This window comes from Streptomyces sp. NPDC051105 (assembly GCF_040682795.1).
GTDB lineage: Bacteria > Actinomycetota > Actinomycetes > Streptomycetales > Streptomycetaceae > Streptomyces.
On record NZ_JBFBBR010000011.1, the window covers coordinates 195,765 to 211,844 of the forward strand.

Below are 16,080 nucleotides of genomic sequence, written 5' to 3' on the forward strand. Positions count from 1 at the left end.
GCGTCCGGCGAGGGCCGCACCGGCCGGAATAGCCGTGCGACCAGGCCGTGTTGCGCGACCATGACGACGAATGCGCCGCACCCCGAGGTACTGCGATACACCGCCTTCTCCGACCGTCCCGAGGGCGGGAACCCCGCCGGTGTCGTACTGGACGCCAGCGGCCTGGACGACGATGCCATGCTGGCGATCGCCGCCGACCTCGGCTACTCGGAGTCCGCGTTTCTGACCGCGCCCCCGGAGGGCCTCGGCGGCGACGGACAACGGGCGTACACCATCCGTTACTTCAGCCCGAAGGCCGAGGTGCCGTTCTGCGGGCACGCCACCATCGCGACCGCGATCGCACTCGCCGAACGGATCGGCCCCGGGGAGCTGGTGTTCGCGACGCCCGCCGGCACCGTGCCGGTCGCGGTGAGCGAGGAGGGCGGGACGGTCACGGCCACCCTCACCAGCGTCGAGCCGCACATCGAGGAGGTCGCCGAGGCCGACCTCGCGGAGGCGCTCGCCGCGCTCGGCTGGCCGGCCGCCGATCTCGACCCGGCGTTCCCGCCCCGGATCGCGTTCGCCGGTGCCCGTCATCTCGTGCTCGCGGCGGCGACCCGGGCGCGCCTCGCGGATCTCGCGTACGACTTCGCGCGCCTGGAAGCGCTGATGCACCGCCTGGACCTGACCACGGTGCAGTTGGTGTGGCGGGAGTCGGCCACCGTGTTCCACGTCCGCGACCCGTTCCCCGTCGGAGGCGTCGTCGAGGACCCGGTGACCGGTGCCGCGGCCGCCGCGTTCGGCGCGTACGCCCGTGAGCTGGGCCTGGTCGCCGAGGACGCCGTCCTCACCCTGCACCAGGGCGAGGACCTGGGCCGCCCCGGCGAACTGACGGTGACCCTGCACGCGGGCGATCCGCGCGTCCGCGTCAGCGGCACGGGAACCCGCATCGGCTGACGGGCACCGCCGGGCCCGCCGTGGTCGGGTGCGGGCCGGTGGGGGCTGGTCGCGCAGTCCCCCGCGCCCCTTGCAGGGCGCTTCACCGCAGCGTCCCGAAGGTGCGCGGGGAACTGCGCGACCGGCCCCGACGCACCCGCGACCGACGACGGACCCGCGCCCTCCCGCACCGCCTCCCGCACCGCCTCCCGCAGGGTCACGATTCGGTTTCGGCCATCCCACACCTCTTGCCCAGCCGCCGTGTAATCGATTCCAATCCTCGGTACGCAGTGCGTGTAATCGATTCCATGAGTTCCACGAGGAGGTGGAGCGGCGATGGCGAGCATCAAGGACGTGGCCGCCGCGGCGGGTGTTTCCGTCGCCACGGTGTCCCGTGTCCTGAACGACCATCCGTCGGTCAGCGCCGACGCCCGTACCCGTGTGCTGGCCGCCGTCGAGACGCTGGGCTACCGCCCGAACGCCGTCGCCCGTTCCCTGCGCACCGACCAGACCCGCACCCTCGGCCTGGTCATCAGCGACGTACTCAACCCGTACTTCACGGAACTGGCCCGCTCGGTCGAGGAAGAAGCCCGCGCGCACGGCTACAGCGTGATCATCGGCAACGCCGACGAGCGGCCGGAGCTGCAGGATCACCACGTGCGGACGCTGCTCGACCGCCGTATCGACGGGCTGCTCGTCTCCCCCACCGACGGCGGCTCGCCGCTGATGCTGGAGGCGGCGCGCGGCGGGACGCCGATGGTGTTCGTGGACCGGTGGATCCCGGGCGTCGACGTGCCCGTCGTACGGGCCGACGGACACGCCGCCATACGGGATCTCGTCGCCCATCTGCACGGGCTCGGGCACCGGCGGCTCGCGATCATCGCGGGCCCCGCGGCCACCACCACCGGCAGTGAGCGTGTGCAGGCCTTCCGGGAGGCGCTCGCCGAGTACGGCATCCCCCTCCCCGACGCCTACATAGGCCAGGGCGACTTCCAGGCCGAGAGCGGACGGCGGGTCACCGAGGGCTTCCTCGACCTGCCCGAGCCGCCCGAGGTCGTCTTCGCCGCCGACAACCTGATGGCGCTCGGCGCACTCGACGCCGTACGCGCGCGTGGCCTGCGGGTGCCGGACGACATCGCGCTCGCCGCGTTCGACGACATCCGGTGGTTCGTGCACACCGATCCGCCGGTCACGGCGATCGCCCAGCCGACCGGTGAGCTGGGACGTGCCGCCGTGCGCGCGCTGATCGACCGTATCGAGGGGCGGCCTCCGCAGTCCGTCACCCTCCCCGCCCGGCTCGTCGTGCGCCGCTCGTGCGGCGCGGACCCGGACGGGAATCGCGGCCCGAACCCCGACGGGAATCGCGACGCGAACCGTGGCGAGAACCAGACCCCTGTGCAAAGGAGCACATCGTGAGCAACCCGGACGAGTTGCTGCGCATCGAGGGCATACGGAAGTCCTTCCCCGGAGTGGTCGCGCTCGACGGCGTCGACTTCGATCTGCGCCGGGGCGAGGTGCACGTACTCCTCGGTGAGAACGGCGCCGGCAAGAGCACTCTCATCAAGATGCTCTCCGGTGCCTACACGCCCGACGAAGGGCGGATCCTGGCCGGTGGCGAGGAGGTGCGCATCCATGGTGCGCAGGACTCCGAGCGCCTCGGGATCGCCACCATCTACCAGGAGTTCAACCTCGTACCCGATCTCACGGTCGCCGAGAACATCTTCCTGGGCCGGCAGCCGCGCCGCCTCGGGATGATCGACCGGAAGCGGATGGAGGCCGACGCCGAGGTCCTGCTCAAGCGGGTCGGGGTGAATGTGCCGCCCCGCGCGCGGGTGCGTGATCTCGGTATCGCCCGCCTCCAGATGGTCGAGATCGCCAAGGCGCTCAGCCTGGACGCGCGCGTGCTCATCATGGACGAGCCGACCGCCGTGCTCACCTCGGAGGAGGTGGACAAGCTCTTCGCGATCGTGCGGCAGCTGCGCGAGGACGGGGTCGGGATCGTCTTCATCACCCATCACCTGGAGGAGATCGCCGCGGTCGGGGACCGGGTGACCGTCATCCGGGACGGGAAGTCGGTCGGGCAGGTGGCCGCCGACACCCCGCAGGACGAGCTGGTTCGGCTCATGGTCGGGCGGTCCATCGAGCAGCAGTACCCGCGCGAGCGGGCCGAGACCGGTGCCGCGCTGCTGTCCGTGGACGGGCTGACCCGGGACGGCGTCTTCCACGACGTGAGCTTCGAGGTGCACGCCGGTGAGGTGGTCGGCGTCGCGGGGCTCGTGGGTGCCGGCCGCACGGAGGTCGTGCGGGCCGTGTTCGGGGCCGATCCGTACGACAAGGGGGCCGTCAAGGTCTCCGGTACGGCACTCAGGCGGTCCGACGTGAACGCGGCGATGGCCGCCGGGATCGGGCTCGTCCCCGAAGACCGCAAGGGGCAGGGGCTGGTCCTCGACGCCTCCGTCGAGGAGAACCTCGGCCTGGTGACCCTGCGCCGGGCGACCCGGGCCGGGATCGTCGACCTCAAGGCGCAGCATGTCGCCGCCGAGCGGATCGCCGGGCAGCTGGGCGTGCGGATGGCCGGGCTCGGTCAGCACGTGCGCACGCTCTCCGGCGGCAACCAGCAGAAGGTCGTCATCGGCAAGTGGCTCCTCGCCGAGACCAAGGTGCTGATCCTCGACGAGCCGACGCGCGGCATCGACGTCGGCGCCAAGGTCGAGATCTACCAGCTGATCAACGAGCTGACGGCCGCCGGAGCCGCCGTACTGATGATCTCCAGCGATCTGCCCGAGGTCCTCGGGATGAGCGACCGGGTGCTGGTGATGGCCCAGGGCCGGATCGCGGGCGAACTCTCCGCCGACCAGGCCACCCAGGACTCCGTGATGGCACTCGCCGTCAGCACCCCCACCACCACCGCAACCGACAAGGAGGCCGGACGTGGCCACTGACACGCTCAAGAGCGGGAACGCGGGCGCCAGTGGCGTCTCCGGCGTGCGCCGGCTGCTCCTCGACAACGGCGCGCTCACCGCGCTGATCGTCCTCGTCATCGCCATGTCGGCGCTGTCGGGGGACTTCCTCACCACCGACAACCTGCTGAACGTCGGCGTCCAGGCGGCCGTGACGGCCATCCTCGCCTTCGGCGCGACCTTCGTGATCGTCGCGGCGGGCATCGACCTGTCGGTCGGCTCGGTGGCGGCCCTGTCCGCCACCATGCTGGCGTGGAGCGCCACCTCGCACGGGGTGCCGGTCTTCCTGGCCGTCCTGCTGGCCGTCGCCACCGGCATCGCCGCCGGACTCGTCAACGGCTTCCTCATCGCCTATGGCAAGCTGCCGCCGTTCATCGCGACGCTCGCCATGCTGTCGGTGGCCCGCGGCCTCTCGCTGGTGATCTCCGACGGCTCCCCCATCGCCTTCCCCGACTCGGTCTCGCACCTCGGTGACACGCTCGGCGGCTGGCTGCCGGTGCCGGTCCTCGTCATGGTCCTCATGGGACTGATCGCGGCCTTCGTCCTCGGCCGGACGTACATCGGGCGCTCGATGTACGCGATCGGCGGCAACGAGGAGGCCGCCCGGCTCTCCGGGCTGCGGGTGAACAAGCAGAAGCTCGCCATCTACGCGCTGTCCGGGCTGTTCGCGGCCGTCGCCGGCATCGTGCTGGCCGCCCGGCTCTCCTCGGCGCAGCCGCAGGCCGCCAACGGCTACGAACTGGACGCCATCGCGGCGGTGGTGATCGGCGGCGCGTCGCTGGCCGGCGGTACCGGCAAGGCGTCCGGGACGCTCATCGGCGCGCTGATCCTGGCGGTGCTGCGCAACGGCCTCAACCTGCTGAACGTGTCGGCGTTCTGGCAGCAGGTCGTGATCGGTGTCGTCATCGCGCTCGCCGTGCTCCTCGACACCGTGCGCCGCAAGGCCGGGGCGACCCCGGTGGCCGCCGGTACCGGGGGCAACAAGGGCAAGCAGGCGGGGACGTACGCGCTGGCGGCCGTCGTCACCGTCGGACTCGTCGCCGCGACCTCCCTGCTGCACACCGGCTCCTCGTCCAGCAACCCGAAGATGGGCCTGTCCCTGTCCACCCTGAACAACCCGTTCTTCGTGCAGATCCGGTCCGGTGCCCAGGCCGAGGCGAAGAAGCTGGGCGTCGACCTGACCGTCACCGACGCCCAGAACGACGCCTCGCAGCAGGCCAACCAGCTCCAGAACTTCACCAGTTCGGGACTGGGCGCCATCATCGTCAACCCGGTGGACTCGGACGCGGCGAGCAACTCCGTGAAGGCCGCCGACAAGGCCGACATCCCGGTCATCGCCGTCGACCGGGGCGTCAACAACGCCAAGACCGACGCGCTGGTCGCCTCCGACAACGTCACCGGCGGTGAGCTGGCCGCCAAGACGATCGCCGAGAAGCTCGGCGGCAACGGCAAGATCGTGATCCTCCAGGGCCAGGCCGGCACCTCCGCCGCCCGGGAGCGGGCGCAGGGCTTCGCGAACGGCCTCAAGGCCTACCCCGGGATCCAGGTGGTGGCCCAGCAGCCGGCCGACTTCGACCGCACCAAGGGCCTCGACGTGATGTCGAACCTGCTCCAGGCCCACCCCGACGTCCAGGGCGTCATCGCCGCCAACGACGAGATGGCCCTCGGCGCGATCAAGGCGCTCGGCTCCAAGGCCGGTACGTCGGTGTCCGTGGTCGGCTTCGACGGCACCCCGGACGGCCTGACCGCGGTCAGGAACGGCACGCTGTACGCGTCGGTCGCCCAGCAGCCGAGCCAGCTCGGGAAGATCGCCGTGGACAACGCGCTCAAGGCGATCCAGGACAAGAAGGTGGAGTCGACGATCAAGGTGCCGGTGAAGGTGGTCACGAAGGAGAACGTGGCCGGGTTCACGGGCTGAGGTACCAAGGAGGCGGCCGGGCGGCACCTGCCGAGCCCGGCCGCCTCAACTCGTTCTCTTAGGGAGTCACTTCATGTACGACTACGACCTCCTGGTCGTGGGATCGGCCAACGCCGACCTGGTGATCGGGGTCGAGCGGCGGCCGGCCGCCGGGGAGACCGTGCTCGGCGGCGACCTCGTCACGCACCCCGGCGGCAAGGGCGCCAACCAGGCGGTCGCGGCAGCCCGGCTCGGCGCCCGCACCGCCCTGCTGGCCCGGGTCGGCGACGACGCGCACGGCAGGCTGCTGCTCGACTCCCAGCGGGCCGCCGGGGTGGACACGGTGGGCGTGCTGGCGGGCGGGGCGCCCACGGGCGTCGCGCTGATCACCGTGGACCCCTCCGGCGACAACAGCATCGTGGTCTCGCCGGGTGCGAACGGCCGGCTCGCACCGGCGGACGTACGGGCCGCGGTCAGCCTCTTCCACACCTCCCGGGTGGTCTCCACGCAGCTCGAGATCCCGCTGGAGACGGTGGTGGAGGTGGTACGGAACCTGGCTCCCGGCAGCCGGTTCGTGCTCAACCCGTCCCCGCCGCGGCCCCTTCCGGGTGAGGTCCTCGCGGCCTGCGACCCGCTGATCGTGAACGAGCACGAGGCGAAGGTGCTGCTCGGCGAGGCGTGCGTGAGCGAGGAACCGGCGGACTGGGCACGGCTCCTGCTCGCGAAGGGCCCGAAGTCGGTGGTGGTGACACTGGGCGCGGAGGGCGCGCTGGTCGCCGACGCGCACGGGGTCGGGTCCGTCCCGTCCGTGAAGGTGGACGCGGTGGACACCACGGGTGCCGGGGACGCGTTCGCGGCGGCCCTGGCGGTACGGCTGGGAGCGGGCGCCTCGCTGGCGGAGGCGGCGGCGTACGCGGCCCGGGTCGGGGCGGCGGCGGTGACGAAGCGGGGCGCGCAGGACTCGTACCCGACGGCGGCGGAGGTCGAGGCGCTGTGAAGAAGGCGGGGATCCTCAACCGTCATCTCTCCGGTGCGCTCGCCGAGTTGGGGCACGGGCACGGGGTGCTGGTCTGCGATGCCGGGATGCCGATCCCGCGGGGGCCGCGGGTCGTGGACCTCGCCTTCCGGGCCGGGGTGCCGTCCTTCGCCGAGGTGCTGGAGGGGCTGCTGGCCGAGCTGGTCGTGGAGGGCGCGACGGCGGCGACCGAGATACACGGGGCCAATCCCGCCGCGGCCAAGCTGCTGGACGGGCACTTTCCCGACCTGGCGCTGGTCCCGCACGAGCGGCTGAAGGAGCTGTCGGAGGGCGCCCACCTGGTGGTCCGCACGGGCGAGGCCCGGCCGTACGCGAACGTGCTGCTGCGGTGCGGGGTGTTCTTCTAGAAGGCCGGGCCCGCGGGAGACGGCACGGATCGGCAGGGAACAGCACGGATCGGCGGGTCCCGGCACTTTCCGGGGCCCGCCGGTCCGTCATCCGCCGATCAGCAGGAAGCCTCCCAGCGGTGCGAACGGAACTTGACGTTGAGGTTCGCCCAGGTGTCGCCGTGCTGCGCGATGCAGTAGCCGGTACCGGTGTAGTTCGCACCGGTGTAGAGGATGACCCAGTTGTACGAGGACGACGTGCCGCTGTTCTTGGCGGACCCGACGACCTGGTTGTCGGCCCACGAGCACACGGTGGGGGTGTTGTACCAGTCCGCGTCGGCGTTCGCCCACGTGCACCGGCTGCCCGTGCCGGCGGTACCGGTCCAGACGCACAGATCGCCGCTCGGACAGTCCCACGCCGCTTGCGTCGAGGCACTCGCGGCACTCGGTGCGATCAGGCCCAGGGCGGCCGTGGCGATGGTGAGCGACGCGGCGACGAAGGCCCTCCGGCCCCGACCAGGTGTGCGGCTGGACTTACGGTCGTGCTCCTGCTCGTACGAGGACATCCCGTGCCCTTTCTCGTGAATGGTGCCAACTCGCCTACGACTGGCGGGAACTCATGTTCCCGGTCGGTTATGTCGCTGTCATGCTCCTGCGAGTGCACTGACACATCGCAGGCAGCCGACGGGGGCCCACCGGAGAAACGGATGCTCCGCTTTCATTTCACGTCCGAGGACCTCACCAAGGTCAGAGTGGCGACCGAGCCGCACGCGCTCTGGGAGATCGCGGTCAGTCTGCACCGGCTCCAGACCCGCGACGGCCGCTGGGCCTACGGGCCGTGGTTCCGTACGGCGTGTGCCTCGTTACGCCGGACCGGGCTCGAACGGACGGTGAAGACCTTCCTGTTGCCGCTCTTCCCGCGCGCCAGCTACTTCCCCGACTTCCTGACGCCGCCGGAGGGCATCCAGGGGCTGGACGCCGGACTGGAGGCCGTTCTGGCGACGCCTTACGAGCGGGTCGCGAGCGAGGTCGACCTGCTCACCCGGGCCGTCGGTGCCCCGGCCTGGGCAGGCCGGCTCACCGAGCGGGAGATGCGCGAACAACTCGTGGGCGCCCTGCGCGCCTACCACCGTGCCGTGATCGCCCCTCACGAGGAGGCCATCCAGGAACGTCTGCACGCCGAGCGGGCCCGGCACGCCCACACCCTGTTCCACGCCGGGACCGAGGGCATGCTCACCGGACTCGGCCCCACGATCCGCTGGCGGCCACCGGTCCTGGAGATCGATCCGTATCCGGACCACCGCGATGTCCACCTCGACGGGCAGGGGCTGCTCCTGATCCCCTCGCACTTCTGCTGGCACACCCCCATCGCCCTGGCCGACCCCGGCCTCCCGCCCGTGCTGCTCTACCCCCTCCACCACCCGCCGGCGGCGACCCCGCAGGCCGACTCCCCACCGCTGAACGCGCTGCTCGGCCCCAGCCGCGCCGCCATCCTGAGAGCCAGCGCGACCGGCTCCACCACCACCGAGGCCGCCCGCCGGGCCGGTGTGACACCCACGACGGCAAGCCATCACACCGCCGTACTGCGCGACGCGGGCCTGATCACCAGCCACCGCCACGCCAACACGGTCCTGCACACCCTGACCCCGCTCGGCGCCGCCCTACTGCGCACCGGACCCGGCGGCCGCTGACCCCGGCCGGGGCCGGACATGCTTCGAGGGGGCCCGATCCGTCGATCGAACCCCCTCGGCTTACCCCCTCCGCATCAGAACCCCCGCGATCCCCCCGGATCCCCCTCCGAAAGTCCTGACAGCAAGAAGACCGGCAGGGTGGGGGGAGGGTTGTACGCCGTTCCAAGATTTTCTTCCCCGGACCGTCGGCGGCGACGACCCGGGCCGCGGGCGGCGCCCCTGGCTGCCGTGGGCGACGGGCGTCTCAGTAGCTGACGGCCCCGGAACGTGGCTCCCGTCGGACGGCCCTCAGCGGTTCAGGTCCATGACCCCGACGCCGAGTCCTTCGTACGGCTCCGGTGCCACGGAGGCGATCAGGCCGCCCATGGGGAGCGTCTGGTTCGGGCGCGCGGTGTGCACGGCGGCGGAGACACCGAAGTCGACGCCCGCGCGGCGCAGTTCGGCGATGGTGACCGCCATGGAGTAGTCGTCGTCGACGAGGTGGAGTACGCCCACCAGCACGCCCACGTGGTCGACGATCCCGGCACGTTGGCGCTCGGCCTCCAGGAGACACAGGACAGGCACCCACAGACGCAGGTCGTCACTGGCGGCAGCGGCATGGATCAGGCCGGAGACCTGTTTGTCGCCTCCCATCGCCAGGAGGGTGGGGGTGTCGAGGACGTAGTGCTCGGTCCAGCTCAAGGGTGCGGCTCCGTCCCCGCCGAGGTGGCACGGTGTGCGGCGGCGGCCTCCCGCATCTTGCGCCGCATCTCGGCGGACTCCTCGTCCGAAACGTAGTGCCCGAAGCGCTCGGCGAGCAGCGCGCGCGTGCGGTCGGCCCGTTCCCTGATCTGCTCGGGGGTCAGCGTCTGAGCAGCTATGTCCTGCATGAGGGCACGGAGGCTGGTGCCTCGCGCCTCGGCCACGGCGGCCAGCTGGTCACGGACTTCGGCGGGCACACGGATCATGACGTCGGACATGCGTCGAGTATACGCCACGTATACGTGCCGTGCGGCGGCGGCCGGAGAGCAGGTTCGCTTCTTCGGCCGCCTCGCTGGACTACGCCGTGTGGGTCAGGAAACGGTTCGCCGTCTCCGCGAGCACCTCGCGGCCGTCCCGCGCCCACAGCCCGTCGTTGAACAGCTCGACCTCGATGGCACCGGTGTAACCGGCCGCCTCCACGTACCCCTTCCACTCCCGCATGTCGATCGCGCCGTCCCCGATCTGGCCGCGGCCGTTGAGGACGCCCTCGGGCAACGGGGTGGTCCAGTCGGCGAGTTGGAAGGTGTGGATACGGCCGCCCGCACCGGCCCGGGCGATCCCCGCGGGCGCCTGGTCGTCCCACCAGATGTGGTAGGTGTCCACGGTGACGCCGACCTGGTGGGCGGGGAAGCGTTCCGCGAGGTCCAGGGCCTGGGCGAGGGTGGAGACCACGCAGCGGTCGGAGGCGTACATCGGGTGCAGTGGCTCGATGGCCAGCCGGACGCCGTGCTGTTCGGCGTACGGGCCGAGTTCGGCGAGCGCGTCCGCGATCCGCTCCCGGGCCCCGTGCAGGTCCCGGGAGCCCGCCGGCAGGCCGCCGGAGACCAGGACGAGGGTGCCGGTGCCGAGGGCCGCCGCCTCCTCGACCGCCCGCCGGTTGTCGGCGAGCGCCGCCGCCCGCGCCTCGGGGTCGATCGCGGTGAGGAAGCCTCCCCGGCACAGGGTGGTGACGGTCAGACCCGCCTCGCGGACCAGCTTGGCGGTCGCCGCCACGCCGTAGGCCTGCACCGGCTCCCGCCACAGGCCGACGGCCGGCACGCCCAGCTCCAGGCAGGCGTCGGCCAGTTCGGGCAGCGACAGCTGCTTCACCGTCATCTGGTTGATCGAGAAGCGGGACAGGTCGCCGGTCACCGGGTCACTCCGTACAGGGCGAGGAGGGTCTTCATCCGGTCCTCGGCGAGCTTCGGGTCGGGGAACAGGCCCAGGCCGTCGGCGAGTTCGTAGGCGCGGGCGAAGTGCGGCAGGGAACGGGCCGACTGCAGGCCGCCGACCATGGTGAAGTGGGCCTGGTGGCCGGCGAGCCAGGCCAGGAACACCACGCCCGTCTTGTAGAAGCGGGTGGGGGTCTGGAAGAGGTGGCGGGAGAGTTCCACGGTCGGGTCGAGCAGCGCGCGGAAGCCCGCCGTGTCGCCCGTGTCCAGGATCCGTACCGCCTGGGCCGCCAGCGGTCCCAGCGGGTCGAAGATGCCGAGCAGGGCGTGGCTGAAACCCTGCTCGTCGCCGGCGATCAGCTCGGGGTAGTTGAAGTCGTCGCCGGTGTAGCAGCGGACGCCGTGCGGCAGCCGCCGCCTGAGGTCGATCTCCCGCTGTGCGTTCAGCAGGGAGACCTTGATGCCGTCGACCTTGTCGGGGTGGGCGGCGATGACCTCCAGAAACACCTCTGTCGCCGCGTCCAGGTCGGCCGACCCCCAGTAACCCGCCAGCGCCGGGTCGAACATCGGGCCGAGCCAGTGCAGGACCACCGGCTCGGTGGCCTGGCGCAGGAGATGGCCGTAGACCTCCAGGTAGTCCTCGGGGCCGGCGGCGGTCGCGGCGAGCGCCCGGGAGGCCATCAGGATGGCCTGGGCGCCGGACTCCTCGACGAGCGCGAGCTGCTCCTCGTAGGCGGCCCGGATCCCGGCGAGCGTGCCGCCGGTGATCTGGTCGGTGCCGACCCCGCAGGCGATCCGGCCGCCGACCGCCTTCGCCTCGGCGGCGCTGCGGCGGATCAGCTCGGCCGCGCCCGCCCAGTCCAGGCCCATGCCGCGCTGGGCGGTGTCCATCGCCTCGGCGACGCCCAGGCCGTGCGCCCACAGGTGGCGGCGGAAGGCGAGGGTGGCGTCCCAGTCGACGGCGGCGGGCGAGTCCGGGGAGACGTCGGCGAACGGGTCGGCGACGACGTGGGCCGCGGAGAAGACCGTACGGGAGGTGAAGGGGGTGCCGGGGGTGACGGCGAGCGGCTCGGTGCGCGGCTCGTAGGTCCGCAGCGCCCCGTCGGCGCCCGGGAGCTGGATGGTCACAGGGCGATCTCCGGTACGTCGATACGGCGGCCCTGCGCCGAGGACTTGAGGCCCAGCTCGGCGAGCTGCACGCCGCGGGCGCCGGCCAGCAGGTCCCAGTGGTAGGGGGCGTCGGCGTAGACGTGCTTGAGGAAGAGCTCCCACTGGGCCTTGAAGCCGTTGTCGAACTCGCCGTTGTCCGGGACCTCCTGCCACTGGTCGCGGAAGACCTCGGTGGCCGGGATGTCCGGGTTCCACACCGGCTTGGGGGTCGCGCTGCGGTGCTGGGCACGGCAGTTGCGCAGCCCGGCGACCGCGGAGCCCTCGGTGCCGTCGACCTGGAACTCGACCAGTTCGTCGCGGTTGACGCGGACCGCCCAGGAGGAGTTGATCTGGGCGACGGCGCCGCCGTCGAGTTCGAAGATGCCGTAGGCGGCGTCGTCGGCGGTGGCGTCGTAGGGCTTGCCGTTCTCGTCCCAGCGCTGCGGGATGTGGGTGGCGGTGAGGGCCTGGACGGACTTCACCCGGCCGAACAGCTCGTGCAGCACGTACTCCCAGTGCGGGAACATGTCGACGACGATGCCGCCGCCGTCCTCCGCGCGGTAGTTCCAGGACGGGCGCTGCGCGGCCTGCCAGTCGCCCTCGAAGACCCAGTAGCCGAACTCGCCGCGGACCGACAGGATCCGGCCGAAGAAGCCGCCGTCGATGAGCCGCTTCAGCTTCAGCAGGCCCGGCAGGAAGATCTTGTCCTGGACGACGCCGTGCTTGATGCCCTTCGCGTTCGCCAGCCGGGCCAGCTCCAGGGCGCCCTCCAGGCCGGTCGCGGTCGGCTTCTCGGTGTAGAGGTGCTTTCCGGCGGCGATGGCCTGCCGGAGGGCCTCCTCGCGGGCGGAGGTGACCTGGGAGTCGAAGTAGATGTCCACGGTCGGGTCGGCGAGCACGGACTCCAGGTCGGTGGAGATGTGCTCCTCGGACAGACCGTGCCGGTCGGCGATGTCGCGGAGCGCGTGCTCCCGGCGCCCGACGAGGATCGGTTCCGGCCACAGCACGGTGCCGTCGCCGAGGTCGAGACCGCCCTGCTCGCGCAGCGCGAGGATCGAGCGGACCAGGTGCTGGCGGTAGCCCATGCGCCCGGTCACGCCGTTCATGGCGATACGCACCGTCTTGCGTGTCACGTGATTCCCTTCGTCGCATGCGTCCCAGGAACGCAGCAAGCGCTTTCTATATGGTCTGAAGCTAGCCTTTGACCACCGGTCTGTACAAGACCGTGATGGGGTCGAGTTGTTCGAGGGGGCGAACAACAGGAGTGAATGGCCTTATGGTCTGCACGGCAAGGGGGCTTCCTTTGATCAGGCTGTGTACGACGGCGTACGAAGAGACGCGCGACCGGAGGATGACGAGATGACGGTGACCCTGGCGGACGTGGCGGCCCGCGCCCAGGTCTCGCCCGCGACGGTGTCGCGCGTACTGAACGGCAACTACCCCGTGGCGGCGTCCACGCGGGAGCGGGTGCTGCGGGCGGTGGACGAGCTGGACTACGTCCTCAACGGGCCCGCGAGCGCGCTCGCGGCGGCCACCTCCGACCTGGTCGGCATCCTCGTCAACGACATCGCCGACCCGTTCTTCGGGATCATGGCGAGCGCGATCCAGGCGGAGATCGGCGGCCCGGGCGGACGCGCCGGCGGCGAGCGGCTGGCGGTGGTCTGCAACACCGGGGGGTCACCGGAGCGGGAACTGACCTATCTGACCCTGCTGCAACGGCAGCGGGCGGCGGCGGTGATCCTGACCGGCGGTGCGATGGAGAACGCGCCGCACGCGGCGGCGGTGGCGTCGAAACTGCGGAAGCTGGCGGACGCTGGGACCCGGGTGGTGCTGTGCGGGCGGCCGCCGGCGCCGGAGACCGACGCGGTGGCCCTGACCTTCGACAACCGCGGGGGCGGCCGGCAGCTGACCGAGCACCTCATCGGGCTCGGCCACCGGCGGCTGGGCTACATCGCGGGCCCGGAGGAGCGCACGACCACCCGGCACCGCCTGGAGGGCCACCGGGCCGCGCTGGCCGACGCGGGCATCGAGGAGGACCCGCGCTGGACCGTACACGGGCGCTACGACCGGCGGGCCGGGTACGAGGCGACGCTCGAACTGCTGCGCCGCGACCCGTCGCTGACGGCGGTGGTGGCCGCGAACGACTCGGTGGCGCTGGGCGCGTGCGCGGCGCTGCGGGAGTCGGGGCTGCGGATCCCGGCGGACGTGTCGGTGGCCGGCTTCGACGACCTGCCGTTCAGCATCGACGCGGTGCCGTCGCTGACGACGGTACGGCTGCCGCTGGCCGAGGCGGGCGCCCGGGCCGGCCGCATCGCCATGGGCCGCGAGGAGCCCCCGCCGGGGGGCATCGCGACGGTCCGGGGGGAGTTGATGGTGCGGGGGTCCTCAGGGGGGCCGCGGGGCTGAGCGGGGCGCGAGCCCGAGCCCAAGGCAGGCCGTCGGCCTGAGGCAGCGGGTGAGTACGACCCCGAGGGCGGGTGGCCGTGAGCCTGAGCAGGTGGGTTGTGACCCTGGGCAGGTGGACCGCGAGCCGACGGGGTGGTCGCCCCGAGGGGGCCCGGTGGCCATAAGCCTGGGCAGGGTGGACCGCCAGCCCGACGAGGTGGTCGCCCTGAGGGGGCCCGGTGGCCGTAAGGCCGGGCAGGTGGACCGCCAGCCCGACGGGGTGGTCGCCCTGAGGGGGCCCGGTGGCCGTAAGGCCGGGCAGGTGGACCGCGAGCATGACGGGGTGGTCACTCTGCGGCCGGTGGCCGTGGGCTCGAGTAGGCGGATCACGGGGCACCGGCCCAGCAGAAACGGTTCCTCAGGATGCTCGTGTGTGGTCGGCGGCGGGGCCCCGGGCCGGGGGCCCCGCCGCCGGCCTCAGTGGTCGTCCCGCAGGGACCGCCCCAGCAGCGGCAGCGGCGCCTCGCCCCTCTTCCGGTCCTGGTACCAGCGCTTTCCCGTGTCGTAGGCCCGGCGGGCCTGGCGTACCGGTTTCAGCTGCATGGCGAGGTGTTTCTGGTAGTGCCAGGGGGACTGCCGGCCCTGCCGGACCGCCATCGCGTAGGCGAAGTCGACCGGGCCGCGGTCCAGGTACTCGTCCAAGTGCTCGAACCAGGCCATGCTGGTGCGCGCCGCCGCCTGCACGGCGTGCAGTTCCGCGCGGCGGTGCTTGTCGTACTCGTGCAGCGCCACCCGCGGATCCGGGAACTCCTTCAGGGCGTAGGCCAGCACGATCGCGTCGATCATGGCGAGCCGGGTGCCGGAGCCCAGCGTGAAGTGGGTGGTGTGCGCGGAGTCGCCGGCCAGCACGACGGGCCGGCCGTCGCTGCCGTCGACCCAGGTCTCGTTGGTGATGTGCGTGAACCGCTGCCACTTCGCCGGCGCACCGCGGGACCTGCTGATCAGGGAGTGGCCGTCCAGGGCGCGGTGGAAGATCTTCTCCAGCAGGGGGACGGCGTCGTCCTCGTCGAGCGTGTCCAGGCCGAGGCCCTGCCAGGTCTCGGGGGAGCACTCCACGATGCAGGTGCTGACCCCCTTGAACGACGGATAGGCGTGGAACCAGATCCAGCCCGCCTCGGTCTCCTCGAAGGCGAACACGAAACTGTCGAACTGCCGATCGGTGCCGAGCCAGATGTAGGGGTTGCGGCCGGTCTCCATGCGCGGGCCGAACTGCTCGGCGCGGCTCTGCCGGATCCGGCTGCCCGCGCCGTCGACGGCCAGGATCAGGTCGGCGTCGGGCAGGTCGGCGGGGTCGGCGAGGCGCTCGTGCCGTACGTCCACGCCGAGGGAGCGCGCACGCCGGGCCAGCACGTCGAGGAGGGCCGCGCGGCCCATGCTGTAGCCGTAGCCGCCGAAGTGCGCGGTGCCGTCGTACCGGTTGCCGTGCACGCGGATGTCCTGCTGCTGCCAGAGCACGGAGCCGGCGCTCACCGCCCGTGCGCTCTCGGGGTCATTGCGGTGCAGGATGTCCAGTAGATCGCTCCAGTAGACGACGCCCCAGCCATAGGTGGCCTCGGGCGGGTCCGCCTCCAGAACGATGATCTCGTGCCCGGCGTCCCGCAGCTTCGCCGAGATCGAGAAGTACAGCCCGGCCGGGCCTCCGCCCACACAGACGATCCTCATCCGGTCACCGCCTCCACGGCCGCCGGGCCCGGGGGCCCGGCGGGGGGTTTGCCGCATGGGTCCGGGTGTCCGAAGACCGGACACCCGGACCCATCCTTTGTTGTCAG

At 71.9% G+C, this 16,080-nt stretch carries 15 protein-coding genes; 8 read left to right on the forward strand and 7 right to left on the reverse strand.

Annotated features, from left to right (window positions below; genetic code table 11):
* The first annotated feature begins 60 nt into the window (after window positions 1–60).
* The 6 genes from AB0N16_RS27050 (at window position 61) to rbsD (ending at window position 7,155) form a co-directional block, all read left to right on the forward strand.
* Window positions 61–936, forward strand: coding sequence for a PhzF family phenazine biosynthesis isomerase (locus AB0N16_RS27050; RefSeq protein WP_365800964.1), 876 nt, complete (start codon window positions 61–63; stop codon window positions 934–936).
* Between the two features lie 315 nt (window positions 937–1,251).
* Window positions 1,252–2,331, forward strand: a complete 1,080-nt coding sequence (locus tag AB0N16_RS27055) for a LacI family DNA-binding transcriptional regulator (RefSeq protein WP_365800966.1) — start codon at window positions 1,252–1,254, stop codon at window positions 2,329–2,331.
* Entirely contained in the window at window positions 2,328–3,857 is a 1,530-nt protein-coding gene (locus tag AB0N16_RS27060) for a sugar ABC transporter ATP-binding protein (RefSeq protein WP_365800968.1), read from the forward strand. Before AB0N16_RS27055 ends, AB0N16_RS27060 begins: the two co-directional genes overlap by 4 nt.
* Window positions 3,847–5,793: a substrate-binding domain-containing protein gene (locus AB0N16_RS27065; protein WP_365800970.1), complete on the forward strand. Its 1,947-nt coding sequence runs from the start codon at window positions 3,847–3,849 to the stop codon at window positions 5,791–5,793. Before AB0N16_RS27060 ends, AB0N16_RS27065 begins: the two co-directional genes overlap by 11 nt.
* Before the next feature lie 73 nt (window positions 5,794–5,866).
* Window positions 5,867–6,769, forward strand: a complete 903-nt coding sequence (locus AB0N16_RS27070) for a ribokinase (RefSeq protein ID WP_365800972.1) — start codon at window positions 5,867–5,869, stop codon at window positions 6,767–6,769.
* A complete protein-coding gene (gene rbsD, locus AB0N16_RS27075) occupies window positions 6,766–7,155 on the forward strand; it encodes a D-ribose pyranase (protein WP_365800974.1) in 390 nt (129 codons plus the stop codon). The genes AB0N16_RS27070 and rbsD overlap by 4 nt, the downstream gene beginning before the upstream one ends.
* Before the next feature lie 98 nt (window positions 7,156–7,253).
* Here the strand turns inward: rbsD and AB0N16_RS27080 are convergent, their stop codons facing one another.
* On the reverse strand, window positions 7,254–7,700 hold the full coding sequence (locus tag AB0N16_RS27080; RefSeq protein WP_365800976.1) for a peptidase inhibitor family I36 protein: 447 nt from the start codon (window positions 7,698–7,700) through the stop codon (window positions 7,254–7,256).
* 141 nt (window positions 7,701–7,841) lie between these two features.
* Between AB0N16_RS27080 and AB0N16_RS27085 the strand changes: the two genes are divergently transcribed.
* Entirely contained in the window at window positions 7,842–8,825 is a 984-nt protein-coding gene (locus tag AB0N16_RS27085; protein WP_365800978.1) for a DUF5937 family protein, read from the forward strand.
* 288 nt (window positions 8,826–9,113) lie between these two features.
* Here AB0N16_RS27085 and AB0N16_RS27090 read toward each other — a convergent pair whose 3' ends face one another.
* The 5 genes from AB0N16_RS27090 to AB0N16_RS27110 all read right to left on the reverse strand — a co-directional run bounded on the left by AB0N16_RS27090 (window position 9,114) and on the right by AB0N16_RS27110 (window position 12,999).
* Window positions 9,114–9,506: a hypothetical protein gene (locus AB0N16_RS27090; RefSeq protein WP_365800980.1), complete on the reverse strand. Its 393-nt coding sequence runs from the start codon at window positions 9,504–9,506 to the stop codon at window positions 9,114–9,116.
* Window positions 9,503–9,784, reverse strand: coding sequence for an Arc family DNA-binding protein (locus tag AB0N16_RS27095; protein WP_365800982.1), 282 nt, complete (start codon window positions 9,782–9,784; stop codon window positions 9,503–9,505). Before AB0N16_RS27095 ends, AB0N16_RS27090 begins: the two co-directional genes overlap by 4 nt.
* 79 nt (window positions 9,785–9,863) lie before the next feature.
* Window positions 9,864–10,661: a sugar phosphate isomerase/epimerase family protein gene (locus AB0N16_RS27100; RefSeq protein ID WP_365801191.1), complete on the reverse strand. Its 798-nt coding sequence runs from the start codon at window positions 10,659–10,661 to the stop codon at window positions 9,864–9,866.
* Window positions 10,662–10,693: 32 nt separating this feature from the next.
* Window positions 10,694–11,845 (reverse strand): dihydrodipicolinate synthase family protein, encoded by a 1,152-nt coding sequence (locus AB0N16_RS27105; protein ID WP_365800984.1) that lies wholly within the window; start codon window positions 11,843–11,845, stop codon window positions 10,694–10,696.
* Window positions 11,842–12,999, reverse strand: coding sequence for a Gfo/Idh/MocA family oxidoreductase (locus tag AB0N16_RS27110; RefSeq protein ID WP_365800986.1), 1,158 nt, complete (start codon window positions 12,997–12,999; stop codon window positions 11,842–11,844). Before AB0N16_RS27110 ends, AB0N16_RS27105 begins: the two co-directional genes overlap by 4 nt.
* A 226-nt stretch (window positions 13,000–13,225) precedes the next feature.
* Between AB0N16_RS27110 and AB0N16_RS27115 the strand changes: the two genes are divergently transcribed.
* Entirely contained in the window at window positions 13,226–14,272 is a 1,047-nt protein-coding gene (locus AB0N16_RS27115; RefSeq protein WP_365800988.1) for a LacI family DNA-binding transcriptional regulator, read from the forward strand.
* Window positions 14,273–14,728: 456 nt separating this feature from the next.
* On the opposite strand, the gene AB0N16_RS27120 is transcribed toward AB0N16_RS27115, so the two are convergent.
* On the reverse strand, window positions 14,729–15,973 hold the full coding sequence (locus AB0N16_RS27120; protein WP_365800990.1) for an FAD-dependent monooxygenase: 1,245 nt from the start codon (window positions 15,971–15,973) through the stop codon (window positions 14,729–14,731).
* Window positions 15,974–16,080 lie beyond the last annotated feature (107 nt).

Excerpts from the sequence above, each read along its gene's own strand:
- AB0N16_RS27085 (WP_365800978.1), top strand. The coding sequence starts at position 7,842 with ATGCTCCGCTTTCATTTCACGTCCGAGGACCTCACCAAGGTCAGAGTG.
- AB0N16_RS27055 (WP_365800966.1), top strand. The coding sequence starts at position 1,252 with ATGGCGAGCATCAAGGACGTGGCCGCCGCGGCGGGTGTTTCCGTCGCC.
- AB0N16_RS27120 (WP_365800990.1), bottom strand. The coding sequence starts at position 15,973 with ATGAGGATCGTCTGTGTGGGCGGAGGCCCGGCCGGGCTGTACTTCTCG.
- AB0N16_RS27100 (WP_365801191.1), bottom strand. The coding sequence starts at position 10,661 with ATGACGGTGAAGCAGCTGTCGCTGCCCGAACTGGCCGACGCCTGCCTG.
- AB0N16_RS27050 (WP_365800964.1), top strand. The coding sequence starts at position 61 with ATGACGACGAATGCGCCGCACCCCGAGGTACTGCGATACACCGCCTTC.
- AB0N16_RS27070 (WP_365800972.1), top strand. The coding sequence starts at position 5,867 with ATGTACGACTACGACCTCCTGGTCGTGGGATCGGCCAACGCCGACCTG.
- AB0N16_RS27095 (WP_365800982.1), bottom strand. The coding sequence starts at position 9,784 with ATGTCCGACGTCATGATCCGTGTGCCCGCCGAAGTCCGTGACCAGCTG.
- AB0N16_RS27080 (WP_365800976.1), bottom strand. The coding sequence starts at position 7,700 with ATGTCCTCGTACGAGCAGGAGCACGACCGTAAGTCCAGCCGCACACCT.
- AB0N16_RS27115 (WP_365800988.1), top strand. The coding sequence starts at position 13,226 with ATGACGGTGACCCTGGCGGACGTGGCGGCCCGCGCCCAGGTCTCGCCC.